A 21,576-nucleotide genomic window follows, 5' to 3' on the forward strand; every position below is an offset into this window, starting at 1 on the left:
GCGGCCCACCACTTCTCGGACCTCAGGGACTGAAGCCCATGATCTCGGCGACCCGCAGCGGCCGTCGTCCGTACTGAGTTCGCGCCGTACCCCGGTTCGCGGACTCACTCCTCACGGCGGCCCCACGCACACACGTCACCTGTCAGCTGTGCGCTTCTTTCACGTGAGGACACCACCATCACCATGGACATCGACGTCCAGAGCTTCACCGTCGCCCACCTGCGCCGCCGTCCGGAGCCGGTCGAGACGGCCGGGTTCGTGCTCGGGTTCGATCCGGCCACCACCAGCCCGTACGTCAATTACGCGACGCCGGTGCCGGGTGCCGAGCCCACCGCCGCCGATGTGCGCGCGCTCATCGCCGCGTTCCGGGAGCGGGGGCTCACCCCGCGCCTGGAGTTCGCGCCGGGCGCCGCTCCGGAGGCCGCGGCCGCGCTCGACGCCGCCGGGTTCACGGCCGAGGCCGAGCACACGTACCTGGTGTGCACGGCGCAGACGCTCGTCGTACCCGCGCACCCCACCGTCGAGGCCCCGGCCGACGACGGCGACTACCTCGCGCTCGACGCGACGCTCGCCGAGGCGTTCAGCGGGGAGTTCGCCTCGTCGCCCGAAGGGGCCGCGCGGCTGCGGCGCACCGAGGAGAACGGCGGCGCCGTCCGCTTCGTGCGGGCCGACGACGGCACCGTCGCCGGCGGCGCCCTGTGCAGCGCCCCCGCCGCGGGCACCGCCGAACTGGCCGGCGTCGGCACCCGCCCCGACCACCGGGGCCGGGGCATCGCCGGCGCCGTCACCGCCGAACTGGCCCGCGTGCTGCTGCACGAGCGCGGCGCCGCGTCGGTGTGGCTGGAGTACGGCGGGCACGACTCACGCCGCGTGTACGAGCGCGTCGGCTTCCGCCCGCGCGGCACCCGCCGCTACGCCCGCCTGGAGGACTGACGTAATACGGCCGGGGGCCCGACGGGCTCCCGGCCGTATCCGAAACCCGCTCGGCGTTGTCGTACCCGCGCCGTACCCTTGGCGGTGCAGGACAACACCGCAGAAAGTCCCGTACGGGGAGGACGCAAGGGCCACAGGCCCGGCTCATGACGCAGACACCATCCAGCGCCCGCGCACAGTTCACCGTTCCGCCGAAGCACCCCATGGTCGAGGTGCTCGGGTCGGGGGACGCGCTGCTGCGAGTGATCGAGAAGGCCTTCCCGGAGGCCGACATCCACGTCCGGGGCAATGAGATCAGCGCGACCGGGGAGTCGGGGGAAGTCGCCCTCATCCAGCGCCTGTTCGACGAGATGATGCTGGTACTGAGGACAGGGGCACCGATGACCGAGGACGCCGTGGAGCGTTCCATCGCCATGCTGAAGGCCGGCGGGAGCAACGGGCAGGAGACGCCCGCCGAGGTGCTCACGCAGAACATCCTGTCGTCGCGGGGCCGCACGATCCGGCCGAAGACGCTGAACCAGAAGCGGTACGTCGACGCGATCGACAAGAACACGATCGTCTTCGGCATCGGCCCGGCCGGCACCGGCAAGACGTACCTGGCGATGGCCAAGGCGGTCCAGGCCCTGCAGGCCAAGCAGGTCGACCGGATCATCCTGACCCGTCCTGCGGTGGAGGCGGGCGAGCGGCTCGGATTCCTTCCGGGAACGCTGTACGAGAAGATCGACCCGTACCTGCGCCCCCTGTACGACGCGCTGCACGACATGCTCGACCCGGACTCGATCCCGCGTCTGATGGCGGCGGGGACGATCGAGGTGGCGCCGCTGGCCTACATGCGCGGCCGCACCATCAACTCGGCCTTCATCATCCTCGACGAGGCGCAGAACACGACGCCCGAGCAGATGAAGATGTTCCTGACCCGGCTCGGCTTCGACTCGAAGATCGTGATCACGGGTGACGTGACGCAGGTCGACCTGCCGGGCGGCACGAAGAGCGGGCTCAAGCAGGTGCAGGACATCCTGACGGACGTCGAGGACGTGAACTTCTCCCGGCTCACGTCCCAGGACGTGGTGAGGCACAAGCTCGTCGGCCGTATCGTCGACGCGTACGAGAAGTACGACACCGAGCACGGTACGGAGAACGGCACTCACAAGGGCCGTCCCAGAGGGAACCAAGGAAAGTAGTCCAACAGCGCCATGTCGATCGACGTCAACAACGAGTCCGGAACCGAGGTCGACGAGCAGGCGATCCTCGACATCGCCCGCTACGCACTCGCCCGGATGCGGATCCACCCGCTGTCGGAGCTCTCGGTGATCGTCGTCGACGGCGACGCCATGGAGCAGCTGCACGTGCAGTGGATGGACCTGCCGGGGCCGACGGATGTCATGTCGTTCCCGATGGACGAGCTGCGGCCGCCGATGAAGGACGAGGACGAGGCCCCGCAGGGCCTGCTCGGCGACATCGTGCTGTGCCCGGAGGTCGCCAAGCAGCAGGGTGAGGACGCGCCCACGCAGCACTCCATGAACGAGGAGCTCCAGCTCCTCACCGTGCACGGGGTGCTGCACCTGCTCGGGTACGACCACGAGGAGGCCGACGAGAAGGCCGAGATGTTCGGTCTCCAGGCGGGCATCGTGGACGGCTGGCGTGCGGAGAAGGGACTGACGGGGCCGTCGCCGGCGCCGACCGTGTCATGAGCTTTTCGCTGATCGCCGGGGCCGTCGCGCTGGTCGTGATCGCCTGGCTCGCCGCCTGCGCGGAGGCCGGCCTCGCGCGGGTGTCGAGCTTCCGTGCCGAGGAGGCCGTTCGGTCCGGGCGGCGCGGCAGCGCCAAGCTCTCCCAGGTGGCCGCCGACCCGACGCGCTATCTGAACGTGGCGCTCCTGGTGCGCGTCGCCTGCGAGATGGCGGCCGCCTCGCTCGTCACGTACGCGTGCCTGGAGGAGTTCCAGGAGACGTGGCAGGCGCTGCTCGTCGCCATCGGCGTGATGGTGCTGGTGTCGTACGTGGCCGTGGGCGTCTCGCCGCGCACCATCGGCCGCCAGCACCCGCTGAACACCGCGACCGCGGCCGCGTACGTGCTGCTGCCGCTGGCTCGGATCATGGGTCCGATCCCGCCGCTGCTGATCCTCATCGGTAACGCGCTCACCCCCGGCAAGGGCTTCCGGCGCGGCCCCTTCGCCTCCGAGGCCGAGCTGCGGGCCCTGGTCGACCTCGCCGAGAAGGAGTCCCTCATCGAGGACGAGGAGCGCCGCATGGTGCACTCCGTCTTCGAGCTGGGCGACACCCTCGTGCGGGAGGTCATGGTGCCGCGCACCGACCTCGTCGTCATCGAGCGGTACAAGACCATCCGGCAGGCCCTCACCCTCGCCCTGCGGTCCGGTTTCTCGCGGATCCCCGTGGTCGGCGAGAGCGAGGACGACGTCGTGGGTGTCGTGTACCTGAAGGACCTTTCGCGCAAGACGCACATCAACCGGGACGCCGAGACCGAGCTGGTGTCGACCGCCATGCGGCCCGCGACCTTCGTGCCCGACACCAAGAACGCGGGCGATCTGCTGCGCGAGATGCAGCAGCTGCGCACGCACGTCGCCGTCGTGATCGACGAGTACGGCGGCACGGCCGGCATCGTCACGATCGAGGACATCCTCGAGGAGATCGTCGGCGAGATCACCGACGAGTACGACCGCGAGGTGTCCTCCGTGGAGGAGCTCGGCGACGAGCGGTTCCGGGTGACGTCCCGCCTCGACATCGGCGACCTCGGTGAGCTGTACGGCATCGAGGAGTTCGACGACGAGGACGTGGAGACGGTGGGCGGGCTGCTGGCCAAGGCGCTCGGCCGGGTCCCGATCGCCGGGGCCTCGTCCCTGGTCACCCTGCCCGACGGGCGGGCGCTGCGGCTGACCGCGGAGGCCGCGGCGGGCCGCCGGAACAAGATCGTGACCGTGCTCTCGGAGCCCGTCGGTGGCCAGGAGGAGGGCGCCGGATGACCCCGAAGGAGCTGCGCGCGTTCTGCCTGTCGTTCAACGCGGCGGTGGAGGACTTCCCGTTCAGTCCGGAGATCTCCGTGTTCAAGGTGCTGGGCAAGATGTTCGCCCTGTCGTTCCTCGACGCGAGCCCGCTGACCGTGAACCTCAAGTGCGCCCCCGAGGACGCGGTGCGGCTCCGCGGTGAGTACGAGGGCCTCATCGTGCCCGGCTGGCACATGAACAAGCGGCACTGGAACACGGTGACCGTCGAAAGCCCCGACGAGCTCCCGGACCGGCTGGTCCGGGAGCTCATCGAGGACTCGTACGACCTGGTGGTGGCGGGCCTGCCGAAGGCGGAGCGGCTCCGGCTCGACCGGGCCTAGCACCCGCCAGGAGGGCCCTAGGCCTTCCTCGGCCGGGTCTAGACCCTCTTCGACCGCAGGCCCAGCGCCACCAGCGCCGCCGCCACCAGGGTGATCGCCGCGGCGAGCGTGATCACCGTGTGCGCACCGGTCAGCAGGTCCGTGGACGTCGTCGCGAGGACGCCGAGCAGCGGGATGCCGACCGTGATGCCGATCTGCTGGGTCGAGGTGACCAGGCCCGTGGCCAGGCCCTGCTCCTCGTTCGGTACGCCCGAGGTGACCGTGAGGCCGTACGAGATGATCGCGCCCAGGTGGAAGGCGCTGGCCAGCGAGACTCCGGCGGTCGCGAGCCAGACCGAGGCGCCGTCGGTGCCGATCCCCAGGAGCGAGGCGATGAGCACGCCCTGTCCGACGAGCGAGCCGATGAGGGTGCGGCGGGCGCCGAAGCGGCCGACGACCTTCGGCGTGTACGCCCCCGCGACCACCGACAGGACGCCCTGGACGCCGAAGACGAGGCCGGTCTCGAAGGCCGACAGGTGCAGGACCTCCTGGAGGTAGAGGGTCAGCACGAAGACGATCGTCGACATCATCGAGAAGGTGACCAGGCCGCCCAGATTGCCCCACGCGATGGTGCGGCGGCGCAGCATCGGCAGCGACACCAGCGGCTGGGCGCTGCGGGACTCGATGGAGACGAAGGCGGTGAGCAGGGCGAGACCGGCCACCAGCGTGACGAGCACGTCGGCGCGGCCGAAGCCGACCTCCGCCGCCGTGGACAGCGCGTAGATCAGGGCGAGCAGGCCGCCCGTGACCGTGACGGCGCCGGGGATGTCCAGGCGCGGGCGGTCCGGGGTGCGGGACTCGGGCAGCAGTCCGGGTGCGAGCGGCAGCACGAGCACGGCGAACAGGGTCAGCAGGCCCATCGTGGAGCGCCAGCCGAGCGCGTCGGTGAGGACTCCGCCGGCCACCATGCCGACGGTGAAACCGAGGGACATCAGCGTGCCGGAGATGCCGAGCGCCTTGTCGCGCTGCGGGCCCTCAGGGAACGTCGTGGTCAGCAGCGACATCCCGGTCGGCACGATCGCCGCCGCGCCCATGCCTTGCAGCGCGCGGCCCGCGAGGAAGGACGCCGGGTCCCAGGCGAACGTCGCGAGCAGCGAGGCCGCGCCGAACAGGGCGAGCCCTGACAGGAAGATCCGGCGCCGCCCGTACAGGTCGCCGATCCGCCCGAAGAGGAGCAGGAAGCCACCGGACGGCAGGGCGAAGGCGGTCACCGCCCACTGCAGCGCGGACGTGCTCATACCGAGGTCGGGACCGAGCACCGGCAGCGCCACGTTCAGCACGGAGAAGTCGAGCGCCACCATGAACTGGGCGGCGCACAGGACGAAGAGGACGAGCTTGTCGCGGCCCGACAGGCGGGGCGCGGCGGGTCGTTGGGACAGGGGAGCCGTGGAGGTCTCGGTGGAGGTTGCGGTGTCGATCGCCATGGCCAAGAGCTTTCTACGACCGGAATAACCGTGGAGAGTGGGAACTTATGCTGGTGGTCGCACCACCAGACAACCGGGGGAGTCGTACGTGGCCGAGAGCGCAGCGCTCAAGAAGCACCGGCTCAGCGAGTTGCGGGAGTTCCTGATGAGCCGGCGGGCGCGGGTCTCGCCCACCGAGGCGGGCCTGCCCGACGGCGGCGCCCGGCGCCGTACGCCAGGCCTGCGCCGCGAAGAAGTCGCCGTGCTCGCCGGGGTAGGCGCCTCCTGGTACCAGTGGCTGGAGCAGGGCCGGGACATCTCGGTGTCGCCGCAGGTGCTCGACGCCGTGGCCCGCGTCCTGAAGCTGACGAGTGCGGAGCGGCGCCACCTGTACGTGCTCGCGGGGCTCAACCCGCCCGCGTACGAGGTGGATCCGGGCGACCAGCAGATGTGCGACGGGCTGCAGCGGCTCATCGACGCCTGGATGCCGTTCCCGGCGCACATCATGGACGCGTACTACAACTGCGTGATGTACAACGACGCGGCGGCGATCGTCCTCGCGATGCGCCCGGAGAACCGGCAGAACTGCGTCATCGACTTCTTCACCGACTCCCTCTACCGCGCCCGCAGCGAGAGCTGGGAGCAGAACGCGGCGACGGTCGTCGCCCAGTTCCGTGCCGCCTGCTCCGAGTGCCCCGACGACGAGGGCTTCCAGGAGGTCGTCGCCGAACTCAAGGAGGTGAGCCCGGAGTTCGTGGAGCTGTGGGAGCGCCGCGACATCAAGCCGCAGGGGCAGGTCCGCAAGGAGCTCACGCATCCCGTGGCCGGGCTGCTGGTCATGGAGTCGACCGCCATGAAGATCCCCGCGCGGCCGGACCTCACCGTCGTGCTGCACACCCCGATGGCCGAGGCGGACACCGCGGCGAAGCTGGAGTGGCTGGCGTCGCCGGAGGGGCGGCGTGGGGCGATGTACCCCGTCGCAGGGTGAACCCGACCCACTTCCTTATGCTCACCTCATGACTGAGAGCACCGACCTCGGCCCCGAGGACCGCAAGATCGTCACCCTGGCCCGCTCCACGCGTGCCCGCAACGGTGTGCCCGAGGGGGCGGCCGTGCGTGACGAGACGGGGCGCACCTACGTCGCGGGCACCGTCGCCCTCGACTCCCTGAAGCTGAGCGCGCTGCAGACGGCCGTCGCCATGGCGGTGGCGTCCGGGGCGCAGTCCCTGGAGGCGGCGGCCGTCGTCTCCGCGTCCGACGAGCTTCCGGCCGAGGACCTCGCGGCCGTACGTGACCTGGGCGGGGCCGGTACGCCGGTGTTCCTCGCCGGGGGCGACGGTGCGGTGAAGGAGGCGCTGCGGGCGGGCTGAACCCCCTTGCGCGCAACGGCTTTGTGAGCACCCTCACGCCCGCCGCTCACCCGGGCCCGACGGCCCGGTGCGGCGGGCGTCGTGCGTGCGGGCGCGGGGGCCCGGGGAGCGGGCGGCGGGACCAATGACCCGGGGCGCAGGTCCCGGCGGGACGGGACCCCGGGGCGGGACCGAAGGGTGGCGCGGTGGGTCGGGCGGCCCATGGGTCGGGGGCTCGGCGTGGCTCACGGTGGAGTGGTCGCCCGCTGCGGCAGCCGACCGACCGGCCGCCGCACCGGGCGACCTACCACGTCCCCAAACAAAGGTTCTGCTTCGTGTTCTCCGCCGTGCTTCGTCGTCCCTCCGCCGCCCGTATGTCCCGTACTCGTCGTCTTGGCACGGCCGCCGTTCTGGCCGGGGCCAGTGGGGTGATGGTGCTCGCGGGCACCGGCAGCGCTTCGGCGGCCACCGGGGCGTCGGCGTCCCAGTGGCAGTCCGTTGCCCGGTGCGAGGCCAGTGGGAACTGGGCCGCGAACACGGGGAACGGGTTCTCGGGTGGGCTGCAGTTCACGTCGTCCACGTGGGCCGCGTATGGGGGTACGCAGTACGCCGCCTCTGCCCATCAGGCGACGCCGTCGGAGCAGATGGCTGTCGCCAACAAGGTTCTGGCCGAACAGGGGCCGGGGGCGTGGCCGGTCTGCGGCGCGAAGGCGGGCCTTTAAGCCGTACCGGCGTTGCGGTCTCGGGGCTTTGCCCCGGGCCCCGCGCCTCAAACGCCGGCGGGGCTGGAAAGATCGGGGCCCTGCCCCGGACCCCGCTGCTCAATCGCCGCAGGGGCTAGATTTCCGGGCCCGCGCTTGAATGTGCCGGTCGGGCAAAGGACGTCAGATCGCGTCCGGGCCGTGCTCGCCGGTGCGGACGCGGACGACCGTTTCGACCGGGACCGCCCAGACCTTGCCGTCGCCGATCTTCCCGGTCCGTGCGGCCCGCACGATCGCGTCCATCGCGGGTTCGAGGTCCGCGTCCTCGACGACGACCTCGACCCGTACCTTCGGGACCAGGTCGACCTGGTACTCGGCACCCCGGTACACCTCCGTGTGCCCGCGCTGACGGCCGTAGCCGCTCGCCTCGGTCACGGTCAGGCCCATGATGCCCAGCTCCTGGAGCGCGGTCTTGACCTCGTCGAGGCGGAAGGGCTTCACGACCGCGGTGATCAACTTCATGGCGCGACCTTTCGGGCAACGGGAGAGGCGCTCAGGACGCCGTGATCGTACGCACTCTCCGCGTGCGCCGTCTGGTCGAGTCCGGTCATCTCCTCGTCGGCCCCGGCCCGGAAGCCCATCAGCTTGTCGATGGCCTTCCCGATCCCGTACGTGACGAGGAAGGTGTAGGCCGCGACCACCAGCACCGCGAGCAGTTGCTTGCCGAGCTGGCCGAACCCGCCGCCGTACAGCAGGCCCACCTTCGCCGCCGAGCCCGTCATCGCGGACGTCGCGAACAGGCCGATGAGGAGCGTGCCCACCACACCGCCGATGAAGTGCACGCCGACGACGTCGAGGGAGTCGTCGTAGTGGAAGCGCAGCTTCCAGGCGACCGCGTACGAGCAGACGACACCGGCCACGAGCCCGACGACGGCCGCGCCCGGTACGCCGACGACCCCGCAGGCCGGGGTGATCGCGACCAGACCGGCGACCGCGCCCGAGGCCGCGCCGAACGTCGTCGGGTGCCCGTCCCGCCGCTGCTCCACGAACAGCCAGCCCAGCAGCCCCGTGCAGCCCGCGATCAGGGTGTTGAAGAGGGAGGCCGCGGCGACGCCGTTCGCGCCGAGCGCCGAGCCGCCGTTGAAGCCCAGCCAGCCGAACCACAGCAGGCCCGCGCCCATGACCACCATCGGCAGGTTGTGCGGGCGCATCGCGTCCTTCTTGAAGCCGATGCGCGGGCCGAGGACGAGGCAGAGGGCCAGACCCGACGCGCCCGAGGCGATCTCCACGACGAGTCCGCCCGCGAAATCGAGGGCTCCGAGGTGGTTCGCGATCCACCCTCCGGGGCCCCACACCCAGTGCGCCACGGGAACGTATACGAGCAGTGCCCAGACGGGTACGAAGACCAGCCACGCCCCGAATTTCGTACGGTCCGCGACCGCCCCGCTGATCAGCGCCGTGGTGAGGATCGCGAAGGTCAGCTGGAAGGTCGTGAAGAGGAAGGTCGGGACCGTGCCGGTGACGTCGGACGGTCCGATGCCCACCATGCCCGCGTGCTCCAGGCCGCCGATCAGGCCCGCGAAGGCGTCGTCGCCGAAGGCGAGCGAGTAGCCCGCGACCAGCCACACCACCGTCACGAGCGCGATCGACACGAAGCTCATCATCAGCATGTTGAGGACGCTCTTCGTGCGGACCATGCCGCCGTAGAAGAGCGCGAGTCCCGGCGTCATGAGCAGCACGAGGGCGGTGGCGGCGAGCAGCCAGGCGGTGTCGCCGGTATCGAGTGCGGGGGCGGCGAGGGGCACGGTCGAGGCAGGCATGCCGATCAGCGTCATGGGTCCGCGTTTCCGGAACCGCACGTACGGGTTTCCGCCGTGTTTCTTGTTGCCGGGTGGTTACCGGGGCCTCACTGTGCTGCGGCACCCCCGCCATCGGGGACAATGGGCGCCATGAGCGCTCGTACCCAGCCGTCCCAGTCGTCGAATTCCTCGGAGCCCGTGCACCGCGCCGGCTTCGCCTGCTTCGTCGGCCGCCCCAACGCGGGCAAGTCCACCCTCACGAACGCTCTGGTCGGCAAGAAGGTGGCGATCACCGCCGACCAGCCGCAGACCACGCGGCACACCGTGCGCGGCATCGTGCACCGCGAGGACGCGCAGCTGATCCTGGTGGACACCCCCGGCCTGCACAAGCCGCGTACGTTGCTGGGCGAGCGGCTCAACGACGTGGTGCGCACCACGTGGGCCGAGGTCGACGTGATCGGCTTCTGCCTGCCCGCCGACCAGAAGCTCGGCCCCGGTGACAAGTTCATCGCCAAGGAACTCGCGTCGATCAAGAAGACGCCGAAGGTCGCCATCGTCACCAAGACGGACCTCGTCGACAGCAAGACCCTCGCCGAGCAGCTCATCGCCATCGACCAGCTGGGCCGGGAGCTGGGCATCGAGTGGGCGGAGATCGTGCCGGTGTCGGCCGTCGGCGAGTCGCAGGTGGACCTGCTCGCCGATCTGCTGATCCCGATGCTGCCCGAAGGGCCGATGCTCTACCCCGAGGGCGACCTCACGGACGAGCCCGAGCAGGTCATGGTCGCGGAGCTGATCCGCGAGGCCGCGCTCGAGGGCGTACGGGACGAGCTGCCGCACTCCATCGCCGTCGTGGTGGAGGAGATGCTGCCGCGCGAGGACCGGCCCAAGGACAAGCCGCTCCTCGACATCCACGCGTTCGTCTACATCGAGCGGCCCAGCCAGAAGGGCATCATCATCGGCCCGAAGGGCAAGCGCCTCAAGGACGTCGGCATCAAGTCCCGCAAGCAGATCGAGGCACTCCTCGGCACGCCGGTCTACCTGGACCTGCACGTCAAGGTCGCCAAGGACTGGCAGCGGGACCCGCGGCAGCTGCGCAAGCTCGGGTTCTGACCCCCGGCGGCCCGGCTAGGCGGGGTCGCTCGGTGTCAGGTCCTGGAGGCCGATCACCCGCAGCAGTTCCAGGCGCTCGTACGTCTCCGTGCCCGGCCGCGCCGAGTGCACGACGAGCTGCTGGCCGTGGCCGTTGCCGGTCAGCACCTCGCAGTCGAGGTCGAGGACGCCGACCACGGGGTGCACGAAGCGCTTCGGTGACGGCCGGTTCACCACGACGTCGTGCCTGCGCCACATCGACTCGAACTCCCTCGAACCGGCGCGCAGCTCGGTCACGAGCGCGGCCGGACCCGGGTCGTCGGGGCGGGCCGCGGTGACCGCGCGCAGACCCGCCACATGGGCGCGGGCGTGCGGCTCGTGCGCCTCCGGCGGGAACAGGGCCCGGCAGTCCGGCTCCACGAACCAGCGGCGCACCATGTTCTCCCCGACGTGCTCCCCGGTGAGCGCCACCGACATCGGGTTCTGCGCGAGCACCGTGCCCCAGTCGCTCATCACCGACGCCGGCAGGTCGTACAGCCGGTCCAGGATCAGCAGCAGGCCCGGACTGACGTGCTCCGACGAGACCCCGGGCCGCGGCGGCTCCTCGCCCGCCAGATGGAACAGGTGGTCCCGCTCGACGTCGGACAGGCGCAGCGCGCGGGCGAGAGCGGTGAGCATCTGCCGCGATGGGTGCGAGCCACGGCGCTGTTCGAGCCGCGTGTAGTAGTCCGTGGACATCCCGGCGAGCTGCGCCACCTCCTCGCGGCGCAGGCCCGGGGTGCGGCGGCGCGGACCCGCTGTCAGCCCTACGTCGGGCGGGGACAGGCGGGTGCGGGAGCGGCGCAGGAAGTCGGCGAGTTCGGGGCGGTTCACGTATTCAGGATCGCGCGGGTCGGCCGCCGTATCCAGCTCGTATCCAGGGAGTACCGGTCCCTGGATGAACGCGTCTCTCCCGCCGGGCGCCCGGATCTCCCAGGCTTCGGGCAATGGCTACGACATCGAGGAGGCGGCCATGCTGACACTGGTGACGGGTGCGACGGGACAGGTCGGGCGGCGCTTCGTGCCCCGACTGCTGGCGGGCGCGCCGAAGGGGGACCGGGTACGGGTGCTCGTACGGGACGAAGCCCGCGGGGAGCGGTTCGCCGAGCTGGGCGCGGAGGTGGTGGTCGGCGATCTGCGCGACGCCGAGGTGCTGGGCAAGGCGACGAGCGGGGTGGACTCCGTGGTGAACGTCGCGGCGGCGTTCCGCGGGGTGCCGGACGAGGAGGCGCGGGCGGTCAACCGGGACGCGGCGATCGAGCTGGGCCGCGCCGCGGTGGCCTCGGGCGTGCGGAGGTTCGTGCAGGTCAGCACGGGGCTCGTGTACGGGGCCGGTCGGGGGCGGCCGCTCGTGGAGTCGGACGAGACGGTGCCGGGCGGGATCCAGTGGGGTGCGTATCCCGAGTCCAAGTGGGAGGCGGAGCGGGCGCTGCGGGGCCTCGACGGGCTCGACGACCTGCGGATCGCGCGGCTGCCCTTCGTGTACGGGGACGGGGATCCGCATCTCGACAATGTGCTGGAGTGGGCGGTTGCCTGGCCGGCGATGCAGAGGTTGCACATGGGGCATCACGTGGATGTGGCGCAGGGGCTGCGGAGGTTGTTGTACGCGGCCGGGGCGGACGGGGTGTACAACATCGCGGACGACGCGCCGGTGACGACGGTCGACATCCTGGGGATCGGTGGGGTTCCGGTGCCGGCGGAGGCGTACGAGAAGGTGGCGCCGGATCCGTGGCACTCGGTGATGTCCACGGATCGCCTCCGGCACGAGCTGGGGTATCGGCCGGTGTTTCCGTCGGTGTGGGCGGCCCGGGACGCGGGTGTGCTTTAGCCGGACCGGGGTTGCGGACTCGGGGCTCTGCCCCGGACCCCGCTGCTCAATCGCCGCAGGGGCTTTAATCGGCCGAACTCAGGCGCCCTCCTTCAACACCCGTGAGATCAGCCTGCGTTGTTCCTCCGAGAGGTGGGGGTCGGCGCAGTACACGGTCGTGTCGTCGACCGTGATCGTGTAGCTGAAGCCGTCGGGTACGCCGATGGGGGGCGTGGCCCGGCCGGAGGACACCGCCTTCTCGGCCAGGGCGTGCCACTCGTGGGCATCGGACCGGCCCGCCGTGTTCACCTCGGCGTGCCGGTCGATGCCGGCGAATCCGCCCGTGCGTGAGACGTGAATACGCATGGGTCCCTGTCTACTCCTACTGGCGCCTACTGGGTAGGAACGCCGACCTGTTCCCAGGCCTTGAGCACCGACTGGTACTCCTCGCCCTCGTTGTAACGGGACTTCGCGGCCTTCACCGTCGCCTTGGCGAAGTCGACGAAGAGGCAGTCCTGCGCGAGCTCGCCGCCGGTGAGGGTGTCGTACCAGATCTGGCCCGCCCGCTCCCACGCGTTCCCGCCGAGCGCCTCGGCCAGGATGTAGAACGCGTGGTTGGGGATGCCGGAGTTGATGTGCACGCCGCCGTTGTCACGGCCCGTCTTCACGAAGTGGTCCATGTCGGCGGGCTGCGGGTCCTTGCCGAGGACATCGTCGTCATAGGCGGTCCCCGGGGCCTTCATGGAGCGCAGGGCGACGCCCGTGACGCGCGGCGCCAGCAGGCCGGCGCCGATCAGCCAGTCGGCCTCGGAGGCGGACTGGCCCAGCGTGTACTGCTTGATGAGGGAGCCGAAGACGTCGGACATCGACTCGTTGAGCGCGCCCGGCTGACCGAAGTACGTCAGGTTCGCCGTGTACTGCGTGACGCCGTGGGTCAGCTCGTGGCCGATGACGTCGACGGGGATGGTGAAGTCGAGGAAGATCTCGCCGTCACCGTCGCCGAACACCATCTGCTCGCCGTTCCAGAACGCGTTGTTGTACTCCTCGGAGTAGTGCACCGTCGCGTTCAACGGCAGACCGTTGCCGTCGATCGAGTGCCGGGAGAACTTCTCCAGGAACAGCTCGAACGTCGCGCCGAGCCCCGCGTACGCGCGGTTGACGGTCGCGTCCTTGCCCGGCTTGTCCCCCTCGCCGCGCACCTTCCGCCCCGGCAGCTCCGTGTGGTGCCGGGCGTCGTAGATGGTGCGGTGCGGCTTCTGACCGTCGAGGCCCGCGGGCGGGGCGACGGAGGGCGCGCCGATGACGGTCGTCAGCCGGCGCCGCGTGCGCTCGAAGCCGTCGCGCTCGAGGGAGCGGCGGGCCTTGGCGGCGATCGCGGAGTCCTCGGCCTGAGCTGCCTTGTCGAGGATGTGGGGCGGCACGATGGTGCAGAACACGGGCTCGAACCCCTGTGGGTTCCCCGTTGGATTTGCGGTCATGCGAGGCAATCTGGCACCGGGTGATGCCGCTGTCACTACCTGCCACCATGATTAGTGAAATAGAGGTATTGATCACCTCTTACCCGTTACCTGTCCATGGTCCCGCATACTGATACGGGTCTTCGCGTCCGGCGGTACTCGACTAAGGTGCGGTGCATCATGCGTTTCGGGCTGCTTCTCCTTAGCTGCCGCGGCGAGGGCCTGTAGACAAGGTCGGCTCCCTCCCCGCGGAGTTTGGTGTTGCGCCGTCGGCCGCCTTCAAGGCCACCTCCGAGGAGCCCACGCATCATGGCAAACCGTCAGCAGCCCAGCAGCATGCCGATCCACAAGTACGGCCAGTACGACCAGGTCGACATCCCGGACCGCACGTGGCCCGGCAAGCGGATCACCACCGCCCCCCGCTGGCTCTCCACGGACCTGCGCGACGGCAACCAGGCGCTGATCGACCCGATGTCGCCGGCCCGCAAGCGCGCGATGTTCGACCTGCTGGTCAAGATGGGCTACAAGGAGATCGAGGTCGGCTTCCCCGCGTCGGGGCAGACGGACTTCGACTTCGTACGCTCGATCATCGAGGACCCGGCCGCCATCCCGGACGACGTCACGATCTCCGTACTGACCCAGGCCCGTGAGGACCTGATCGAGCGGACCGTGGAGTCCCTGAAGGGCGCCAAGAACGCCACGCTCCACCTGTACAACGCCACGGCGCCGGTCTTCCGCCGCGTCGTCTTCCGCGGCTCCAAGGAAGAGATCAAGCAGATCGCCGTCGACGGCACGCGCCTGGTCATGGAGTACGCGGAGAAGCTGCTGGGCCCGGAGACGAAGTTCGGCTACCAGTACAGCCCCGAGATCTTCACGGACACCGAGCTGGACTTCGCCCTGGAGGTCTGCGAGGCCGTCATGGACGTCTACCAGCCGGGCCCGGACCGCGAGATCATCCTCAACCTGCCCGCCACGGTGGAGCGTTCGACGCCGTCCACGCACGCGGACCGCTTCGAGTGGATGTCCCGCAACCTGTCGCGCCGCGAGTACGTGTGCCTGTCCATCCACCCGCACAACGACCGCGGCACCGCCGTCGCCGCCGCCGAGCTGGGCGTGATGGCGGGCGGCGACCGCGTCGAGGGCTGCCTGTTCGGACAGGGCGAGCGCACCGGCAACGTCGACCTGGTCACCCTGGGCATGAACCTGTTCTCGCAGGGCGTCGACCCGCAGATCGACTTCTCCCACATCGACGAGATCCGTCGCACGTGGGAGTACTGCAACCAGATGGAGGTCCACCCGCGCCACCCGTACGTGGGCGACCTGGTCTACACGTCCTTCTCCGGCTCCCACCAGGACGCCATCAAGAAGGGCTTCGACGCCATGGAGGCCGACGCCAAGGCCAAGGGCGTCACCGTCGACGACATCGAGTGGGCCGTCCCGTACCTGCCGATCGACCCGAAGGACGTCGGCCGCTCCTACGAGGCCGTCATCCGCGTCAACTCGCAGTCCGGCAAGGGCGGCATCGCGTACGTCCTGAAGGACGGGCACAACCTGGACCTGCCGCGCCGTATGCAGGTCGAGTTCTCCAAGGTCATCCAGCAGAAGACGGACGCCGAGGGCGGCGAGGTCACGCCGAAGGACATCTGGAGCGTCTTCCAGGACGAGTACCTGCCCAACCCGGCCAACCCGTGGGGCCGCATCCAGGTCAAGACGGGCCAGACCACGACCGACACGGACGGCGTCGACACGCTGACCGTCGAGGCCGAGGTGGACGGGGAGGAGAAGGTACTGGTCGGCACCGGCAACGGTCCGATCTCCGCGTTCTTCCACGCCCTGCAGGGCATCGGCATCGACGCCCGCCTGCTGGACTACCAGGAGCACACGATGAGCGAGGGCGCCTCCGCGGTCGCCGCCTCGTACATCGAGGTCGCCATCGGGGACAAGGTTCTGTGGGGCATCGGCACCGATGCGAACACGACACGTGCTTCGCTGAAGGCGGTCGTCTCCGCGGTCAACCGCGCGAGCCGCTGACCCGGTTGAGCTGCGCTTTCTCGGCCCCGTGCACCTTTTGTGGGTGCCCGGGGCCGCGTCGTGTCCCGGCCAGGAACGAGAAGTTCCGTGACCTCGGCGTGACCAAGGTACTGACGCCGCATCAACAATGTGGCTAACATCACGCCAACGCCGCGATGATGCGGCGCCACGACGGGAGGTGTGCGACGTGCTGCCGAATCATGGACGCATGGGACTGACCGGGCTCTCGCGGGTGTTCGGGGTGCACACCATATGGACCACCGTGGGCGACGGCGAGTTCTTCTGTCCGGGCTGCGGCGGCGATCGCAACTACCAACGGCGGACCGGGAAACGACGGTTGGTGCTGCTCGGCGTTCCCGTCGTGCCGCGCGGACAGGCGGGGCCCGTCGTCGAATGCGCGGCCTGCGAGGGCCGGTTCGGCACGGACGCGCTCGACCACCCCACCACGCACCGCTTCTCGGCGATGCTGCGGGACGCCGTGCACACGGTGGTGCTCGCGGTGCTCGCGGGCGGTGGCACGTCGCCGCAGGCGCTCGAATGCGCGGTGGGTACGTTGCGGGACGCCGGGTTCGAGGACACCTCCGAGGAACAACTCGCGGCGCTCGTCGAGGCGTTGGTGACCGATGCGGGGCGCGTCGCCGAGCAGTGCGGGACGGGGGCCGGGCTCGCCATAGAGCTGCACGAGGCGCTCGATCCGCTCGCGCAGCATCTCGCTCCGGCGGGGCGGGAGTCGATCCTGCTTCAGGGGGCGCGGATCGCCCTCGCGGACGGGGTGTATTCGGCGGGTGAGCGGGATGTTCTTGGCACGGTGGGCGCGGCTCTTACCTTGTGCACGGATGAGGTCGGAGAGCTGCTGGCTGTCGCTGCTCGTACGCCGAGCTGAGCCTACGTCTCGGGGCTCTGCCCCGGACCCCGCTGCTCAATCGCCGCAGGGGCTCCAAAATGGAGCCCCCGGTTGATACTCCCCGGGGAGTAGTCGGCCGGCCCTGACGCCCGCCGCAGTACCTCCCAACTCGGTCCCTCGGGCGACGTGTTGGGTCCCTCTGGATCGGAATCTGGATGTGTCGGATTTCGGTGTAGAGAGGGGTCAACCCATGAGGCGGATCGCGGTTCCCTGGGGGGTGCTCGCGCTGTGGATCGCCGTGCTTGCCCTCGCGGGGCCCTTCGCCGGCAAGCTCGGCGACGTACAGCACAACCGGGCCGTCGACTACCTGCCCGCGAGCGCCGACTCGACGCAGGTTGCGAAGATCCAGGACCAGTTGCCGGGCGGCGAGACCACCGAGCTGGTGCTCGTGTATCACCGGGACGGCGGGCTCAGTTCCGCCGACCGCGCGGCCGCGTCGGACCAAGTAGCGGACATAGAACGTGAGTTGAATCTTGTACGGGCGCCGGAGGGCGTGCCGTCCAAGAGCGGTGACACCGTGATGTACCCCGTCGCCAGTACGTCCCCCGGGCAGGACGAGAAGGCCCGGGACGCGTTCGTGAACGACGTACGGGACATCGCCCATGACACCGGCGCCGGGATGAGCGTCGACGTCGGCGGGCCCGGGGCGGTGGCCACCGACGCGTCCGAGGTGTACCAGTCGCTCGACGGGCCGCTGCTCTACACCACCGTGGCCGTCGTCGCGCTGCTGCTGATCCTGATCTACCGCAGCCCGTTCCTGTGGCTCGTGCCGCTCGCCGTCGCAGGGGTCGCCGACTTCCTGTCGATGGGCGTCGCGTACGGCCTCAACCAGGCCTTCGGGACCACGATCAGCGGGCAGAGCCAGGGCGTGATGACGATCCTCGTGTTCGGCGCGGGGACCGACTACGCGCTGCTCATCGTGTCCCGGTACCGGGAGGAGCTACGGAGGTTCGAGCGGCCGTACGACGCCATGCGCGCGGCCCTGCGCGGCTGCGGGCCCGCCGTGCTCGCCTCGTCCGCGACCGTCGCCGTAGGGCTGCTGTGCCTGCTCGCGGCCGACCTCAACTCCAGTCGCGGGATGGGCCCGTTGGGGGCCGTCGGCGTGCTGTGCGCGCTCGTCGCCATGCTGACGCTGCTGCCGGCCGTGCTCGTGCTGCTCGGGCGGCGGGTGTTCTGGCCGCTGGTGCCCGCGTTCGGCTCGCGGCCGAAGGAGCGCAGGTCGCTGTTCACGGCGATGGGCTCGTCGGCTGGGCGCAGGCCGCTCACCGTGCTGGGCGTCGGGGCCGTGCTGCTCGGGGCGCTCGCGCTGGGAGCCTTCGCGCTGCCCGGCAGCCTCAAGCAGGAGGACTCCTTCACCGACAAGCCGGACTCGGTCGTCGCGATGCGGACCCTCGCCGATGCCTACCCCGAGGCCAGCAGCCAGCCGATCACCGTCATCGCGCCCACCGGCAAGGCCGCTGAGGCGGTCGCCACCGCGCGCGACACCGACGGAGTCACCGACGTCACGCGCGGGCGCGGTGGCGGCGGCTGGACCGAGATCAACGTGGTCGCGAAGGCCGCGCCGCAGACCGCCGCGGAGACCGCCACCATCGAGGCGCTGCGCGACGGGCTCGACGGGCAGGGGGCCTACGTCGGCGGGCCGAGCGCCGAGCAGCTCGACCTGAAGGACACCAACGCCCGCGACCGGCTCGTCGTCGTGCCGATCGTGCTCGCCGCCGTGCTGCTGATCCTGGTCGCGCTGTTGCGTTCGCTCGTCGCGCCACTGCTGTTGCTCGCCGCCGTGGTCGCGGTGTGGGGAGCGGCGCTCGGCATCGGCGGGCTCGTCTTCGGGCCGCTGTTCGGCTTCGAGGGCACCGACCCGGGGCTCGGGCTGCTGTCCTTCGTCTTCCTCGTCGCCCTCGGTGTGGACTACGGGATCTTCCTGATGCACCGGATGCGGGAGGAGGTGCTCGGCGGGGCGCCGACCGGGGCGGCGGCGCTCACCGCACTGCGGACGACCGGGGCGGTGATCGCGTCGGCGGGCCTGGTGCTCGCGGCCACGTTCGCCGTGCTCACCAGCATGCCGCTGGTCCAACTCGTCGAGCTGGGCTTCGTGATCGCGGTCGGGGTGCTCCTCGACACCTTCCTCGTACGGACGTACCTCGTGACGTCGGCGTCCTACGCGCTCGGCCGGAAGGTGTGGTGGCCGGGGCCGCTGTCCCGGAAGCGGGACGAGGCCGCGCCGCCGTCGGCCCCGGAGCGGGAGTTCGTGCCGGCTCCGTGACCGAAGGACCCGCATCGAACGTGCCTCTCCCTGCCGGAGGGGCACGTTCCTCACCGAAGATGGGGCGGTGGATGTGCCACGTGTTCTCCTGAACGGTCCCGCGCGCCGTGCCGGGCCGCCGGACCCCGGCCGCGTACGGCGCCAGGACGCGCTCCTCGCGGCGGGGCTCGCGCTCGTCGACGCCGGTGTGGCGCTGGCCGTGCCCGTCGCCGACGGGCGTCAACTCACGGCCGTGGGCTGGGCGTTGCTGCTGGGTGCGCACGTGCCGTTGATCTGGCGGCGGAGTGCGCCGCTCGGCTCGTTCCTCGTTCTCATCGCCTTCGTCCTGCCGTACCACGCGATGGACTTCCACCACTCCGCGCCGCTGGCCGCCTCGCTGTTCGGCCTTTTCACCGTCGCCGTGTCCGGGCGGCCGCGGCGTACGGTGCTCGTCGGTGCGTGCGTCGTCGGGCTGATGCTCGCGGTCAAGTTCAGCGCCGGGATGGCCGAGGGCACGGACGCGCTCAGGATCTCCGGGTGGGTCGTCGTCGTGCTGCTGCTCGGTGTGTACGTGCGGGTGCACCGGCAGTACCTCGCCTCGGTCGTCGAGCGGGCCGAGCGGGCGGAGCGGACGAGGGAGGAGGAGGCGCGGCGGCGGGTCGCCGAGGAGCGGTTGCGGGTGGCGCGTGATCTGCACGATCTGCTGGCGCACAGCATCACGTTGGTCGGGGTCCAGACGTCCGTTGCGGCGCATGTCCTGAACGCGGATCCCGGGCGGCTCGACCGGGCCGCCGTCGCCAAGGCGCTCGACGACATCGCCGATACGTGCCGTGCGGCGCGGGGTGAACTCCGGGCGACGTTGGAGGTGTTGAGGTCGCCGGCGGACGATGCGCGTGGGGCTCTGCCGGGGGTGGACGGGATACCGGAGTTGGTGGAGGCGGCGCGGACGTCGGGGGTTTCGGTGCGGTGCGATCTTGAGGCTGCCGTGGTGCCGGTGCCGGCGGCGGTGGGGGCGGCGGCGTACCGGATCGTTCAGGAGGCGTTGACCAACGCGGTGCGGCACGGTGGGGCGGGTCTGTCGGTGTGGGTTGCGCTGCGTGCGGTGCCCGGGGCGGTGGAGGTTTCTGTGGTGGATGACGGAGGCGGGGGTGGTGTGGGTGTGGATGCGGCAGCCGTGCCGGGGTTCGGGTTGGTGGGGATGCGGGAGCGGGCGCGGAGTGTGGGGGGTGTGGTGGAGGCGGGGCCTCGGGCCGCGGGTGGGTTCGAGGTGCGGGCTACGTTGCCGTTGACGTCACGGGGCTCTGCCCCGGACCCCGCTGGCTCTCGTCCCAGAGCGGGGCTTGATTTGCCCGAACCGGCGCAGGGGCAGGAAATGCCGGAACCGGCGCCGGGGCGTGGAGGGGGGAATCGGTGACGGGGATTCGCGTGGTGCTTGCCGACGATCAGACGCTCGTGCGGGCCGCGTTCGCCATGCTCGTGGAGTCCGCTGCCGATATGGATGTGGTGGGGCAGGCCGGGACCGGGCGGGAAGCTGTTGAGGTGGCCAAGGGGGCTCGGGCCGATGTTGTTGTCATGGATGTCCGGATGCCTGATCTCGATGGGATCGAGGCCACCCGGCTGCTCGCCGCCGATGAGGATCTGGCGGGCGTGAAGGTGCTGGTGCTGACCACGTACGACACCGACGAGTACGTGGTCGAGGCCCTGCGCGCCGGGGCCTCCGGGTTCCTCGTGAAGGACACCAGGCCCGCCGAACTCCTCGATGCCATACGGATCGTGGCCGCGGGGGAGGCGCTGCTGTCGCCGGGGCCCACCGCCCGGCTCATCGCCCGTGTGCTGCGCGCCCCGGAGGTGCCCGCGCCGTCGACGGGCGACGCACTCGGGCAGCTGTCGGAGCGCGAGCGCCAGGTGCTCGCGCTCGTCGCGCGTGGGCTCAACAACACCGAGATCGCCGAGGCGCTGGGGCTCAGCCCGCTCACCGCCAAGACCCACGTCAGCCGGATCATGGGCAAGCTGGCCGCGCGGGACCGGGCGCAGTTGGTGATCGCCGCGTACGAGTCGGGGCTGGTGGCCCCGGCGCGCTAAGGACTCAGGCGTGGGCCGTCGGGTGGAGGGGCTGGTACAGGCCCATCTCGCCGCCGCCAGGCAGGCGGAACGACGTGAGGCGGCCCCAGCGCATGTCCTGGACCGGGGACGTGAACTCGACGCCCTTGTCCGTGAGTTCGGTGATCGTACGGTCCACGTCGTCGCACATCAGCGTCAGCTCGTGCTTGGGTGCGTCCTCCGTCGGATGCACCGCGATCTCGGAGGGCGGCGCCGCGAAGATCAGCCAGCCGCCCCCGGCGTCGACGTGCGGGAAGCCGAGGACGTCCCGGAGGAAGGCCCGGTCGGCGTCCGCGTCGGAGGAGTAGAGGATGGTGTGCGCTCCTGTGATCATGCGGGCG

Annotated in this window: 21 protein-coding genes and 1 pseudogene; 15 read left to right on the forward strand and 7 right to left on the reverse strand. The window is 70.6% G+C overall.

Annotated elements, in window-relative coordinates; all coding sequences use genetic code 11:
• Window positions 1-183 precede the first annotated feature (183 nt).
• From OG746_RS28395 to OG746_RS28415, 5 genes are all read left to right on the forward strand, one after another.
• A complete protein-coding gene (locus OG746_RS28395; RefSeq protein ID WP_266719791.1) occupies window positions 184-933 on the forward strand; it encodes a GNAT family N-acetyltransferase in 750 nt (249 codons plus the stop codon).
• 146 nt (window positions 934-1,079) lie between these two features.
• Window positions 1,080-2,114 carry a PhoH family protein gene (locus tag OG746_RS28400; protein ID WP_266719793.1) on the forward strand — a complete coding sequence of 345 codons (1,035 nt, stop codon included), beginning with the start codon at window positions 1,080-1,082 and terminating at the stop codon, window positions 2,112-2,114.
• 12 nt (window positions 2,115-2,126) lie between these two features.
• A complete protein-coding gene (ybeY, locus tag OG746_RS28405; protein ID WP_266719795.1) occupies window positions 2,127-2,624 on the forward strand; it encodes an rRNA maturation RNase YbeY in 498 nt (165 codons plus the stop codon).
• Window positions 2,621-3,913 (forward strand): hemolysin family protein, encoded by a 1,293-nt coding sequence (locus OG746_RS28410; protein WP_266719797.1) that lies wholly within the window; start codon window positions 2,621-2,623, stop codon window positions 3,911-3,913. The genes ybeY and OG746_RS28410 overlap by 4 nt, the downstream gene beginning before the upstream one ends.
• Window positions 3,910-4,275 carry an MmcQ/YjbR family DNA-binding protein gene (locus tag OG746_RS28415; RefSeq protein WP_266719799.1) on the forward strand — a complete coding sequence of 122 codons (366 nt, stop codon included), beginning with the start codon at window positions 3,910-3,912 and terminating at the stop codon, window positions 4,273-4,275. The genes OG746_RS28410 and OG746_RS28415 overlap by 4 nt, the downstream gene beginning before the upstream one ends.
• Window positions 4,276-4,313: 38 nt before the next feature.
• On the opposite strand, the gene OG746_RS28420 is transcribed toward OG746_RS28415, so the two are convergent.
• Entirely contained in the window at window positions 4,314-5,738 is a 1,425-nt protein-coding gene (locus tag OG746_RS28420) for an MFS transporter (RefSeq protein ID WP_266719801.1), read from the reverse strand.
• Window positions 5,739-5,883: 145 nt separating this feature from the next.
• Between OG746_RS28420 and OG746_RS28425 the strand changes: the two genes are divergently transcribed.
• The 3 genes and pseudogenes from OG746_RS28425 to OG746_RS28435 form a co-directional block, all read left to right on the forward strand.
• Window positions 5,884-6,705, forward strand: coding sequence for a helix-turn-helix transcriptional regulator (locus OG746_RS28425; RefSeq protein WP_266725483.1), 822 nt, complete (start codon window positions 5,884-5,886; stop codon window positions 6,703-6,705).
• A gap of 28 nt (window positions 6,706-6,733) precedes the next feature.
• Window positions 6,734-7,087, forward strand: a complete 354-nt coding sequence (locus OG746_RS28430) for a cytidine deaminase-like protein (protein ID WP_266719803.1) — start codon at window positions 6,734-6,736, stop codon at window positions 7,085-7,087.
• A 353-nt stretch (window positions 7,088-7,440) separates the two neighbouring features.
• Window positions 7,441-7,770 (forward strand): annotated as a pseudogene (locus OG746_RS28435) (transglycosylase family protein); the annotation flags it as partial.
• Window positions 7,771-7,950: 180 nt separating this feature from the next.
• Here OG746_RS28435 and OG746_RS28440 read toward each other — a convergent pair.
• The gene (locus OG746_RS28440; protein WP_266719804.1) at window positions 7,951-8,289 is read right to left on the reverse strand and encodes a P-II family nitrogen regulator; all 339 of its coding nucleotides are present in this window, start codon (window positions 8,287-8,289) and stop codon (window positions 7,951-7,953) included.
• Window positions 8,286-9,587, reverse strand: coding sequence for an ammonium transporter (locus OG746_RS28445; protein ID WP_266719805.1), 1,302 nt, complete (start codon window positions 9,585-9,587; stop codon window positions 8,286-8,288). Before OG746_RS28445 ends, OG746_RS28440 begins: the two co-directional genes overlap by 4 nt.
• A gap of 120 nt (window positions 9,588-9,707) precedes the next feature.
• Here OG746_RS28445 and era point away from each other — a divergent pair, with 120 nt between their 5' ends.
• A complete protein-coding gene (gene era, locus OG746_RS28450; protein ID WP_266719806.1) occupies window positions 9,708-10,676 on the forward strand; it encodes a GTPase Era in 969 nt (322 codons plus the stop codon).
• Between the two features lie 15 nt (window positions 10,677-10,691).
• On the opposite strand, the gene OG746_RS28455 is transcribed toward era, so the two are convergent.
• On the reverse strand, window positions 10,692-11,528 hold the full coding sequence (locus OG746_RS28455) for a helix-turn-helix transcriptional regulator (RefSeq protein ID WP_266719807.1): 837 nt from the start codon (window positions 11,526-11,528) through the stop codon (window positions 10,692-10,694).
• A 139-nt stretch (window positions 11,529-11,667) separates the two neighbouring features.
• Here OG746_RS28455 and OG746_RS28460 point away from each other — a divergent pair, with 139 nt between their 5' ends.
• Window positions 11,668-12,522 carry an NAD-dependent epimerase/dehydratase family protein gene (locus OG746_RS28460; protein WP_266725484.1) on the forward strand — a complete coding sequence of 285 codons (855 nt, stop codon included), beginning with the start codon at window positions 11,668-11,670 and terminating at the stop codon, window positions 12,520-12,522.
• A 78-nt stretch (window positions 12,523-12,600) separates the two neighbouring features.
• Here OG746_RS28460 and OG746_RS28465 read toward each other — a convergent pair whose 3' ends face one another.
• The gene (locus OG746_RS28465; RefSeq protein ID WP_266719808.1) at window positions 12,601-12,867 is read right to left on the reverse strand and encodes a protealysin inhibitor emfourin; all 267 of its coding nucleotides are present in this window, start codon (window positions 12,865-12,867) and stop codon (window positions 12,601-12,603) included.
• Between the two features lie 26 nt (window positions 12,868-12,893).
• Window positions 12,894-13,979 carry a M4 family metallopeptidase gene (locus OG746_RS28470; RefSeq protein WP_266719809.1) on the reverse strand — a complete coding sequence of 362 codons (1,086 nt, stop codon included), beginning with the start codon at window positions 13,977-13,979 and terminating at the stop codon, window positions 12,894-12,896.
• Between the two features lie 288 nt (window positions 13,980-14,267).
• Between OG746_RS28470 and leuA the strand changes: the two genes are divergently transcribed.
• From leuA to OG746_RS28495, 5 genes are all read left to right on the forward strand, one after another.
• Window positions 14,268-15,989, forward strand: coding sequence for a 2-isopropylmalate synthase (leuA, locus tag OG746_RS28475; RefSeq protein ID WP_266719810.1), 1,722 nt, complete (start codon window positions 14,268-14,270; stop codon window positions 15,987-15,989).
• Window positions 15,990-16,176: 187 nt separating this feature from the next.
• On the forward strand, window positions 16,177-16,872 hold the full coding sequence (locus OG746_RS28480) for a TerB family tellurite resistance protein (protein ID WP_524540483.1): 696 nt from the start codon (window positions 16,177-16,179) through the stop codon (window positions 16,870-16,872).
• A 211-nt stretch (window positions 16,873-17,083) separates the two neighbouring features.
• The gene (locus OG746_RS28485; RefSeq protein WP_266719812.1) at window positions 17,084-19,156 is read left to right on the forward strand and encodes an MMPL family transporter; all 2,073 of its coding nucleotides are present in this window, start codon (window positions 17,084-17,086) and stop codon (window positions 19,154-19,156) included.
• A gap of 67 nt (window positions 19,157-19,223) precedes the next feature.
• A complete protein-coding gene (locus OG746_RS28490; RefSeq protein WP_266719813.1) occupies window positions 19,224-20,549 on the forward strand; it encodes a sensor histidine kinase in 1,326 nt (441 codons plus the stop codon).
• A complete protein-coding gene (locus OG746_RS28495; RefSeq protein WP_266719815.1) occupies window positions 20,546-21,217 on the forward strand; it encodes a response regulator in 672 nt (223 codons plus the stop codon). Before OG746_RS28490 ends, OG746_RS28495 begins: the two co-directional genes overlap by 4 nt.
• Before the next feature lie 4 nt (window positions 21,218-21,221).
• Here OG746_RS28495 and OG746_RS28500 read toward each other — a convergent pair whose 3' ends face one another.
• The gene (locus OG746_RS28500) at window positions 21,222-21,569 is read right to left on the reverse strand and encodes a VOC family protein (protein ID WP_266719817.1); all 348 of its coding nucleotides are present in this window, start codon (window positions 21,567-21,569) and stop codon (window positions 21,222-21,224) included.
• Between the last annotated feature and the right edge of the window lie 7 nt (window positions 21,570-21,576).

This window comes from Streptomyces sp. NBC_01016 (assembly GCF_026341035.1).
GTDB lineage: Bacteria > Actinomycetota > Actinomycetes > Streptomycetales > Streptomycetaceae > Streptomyces.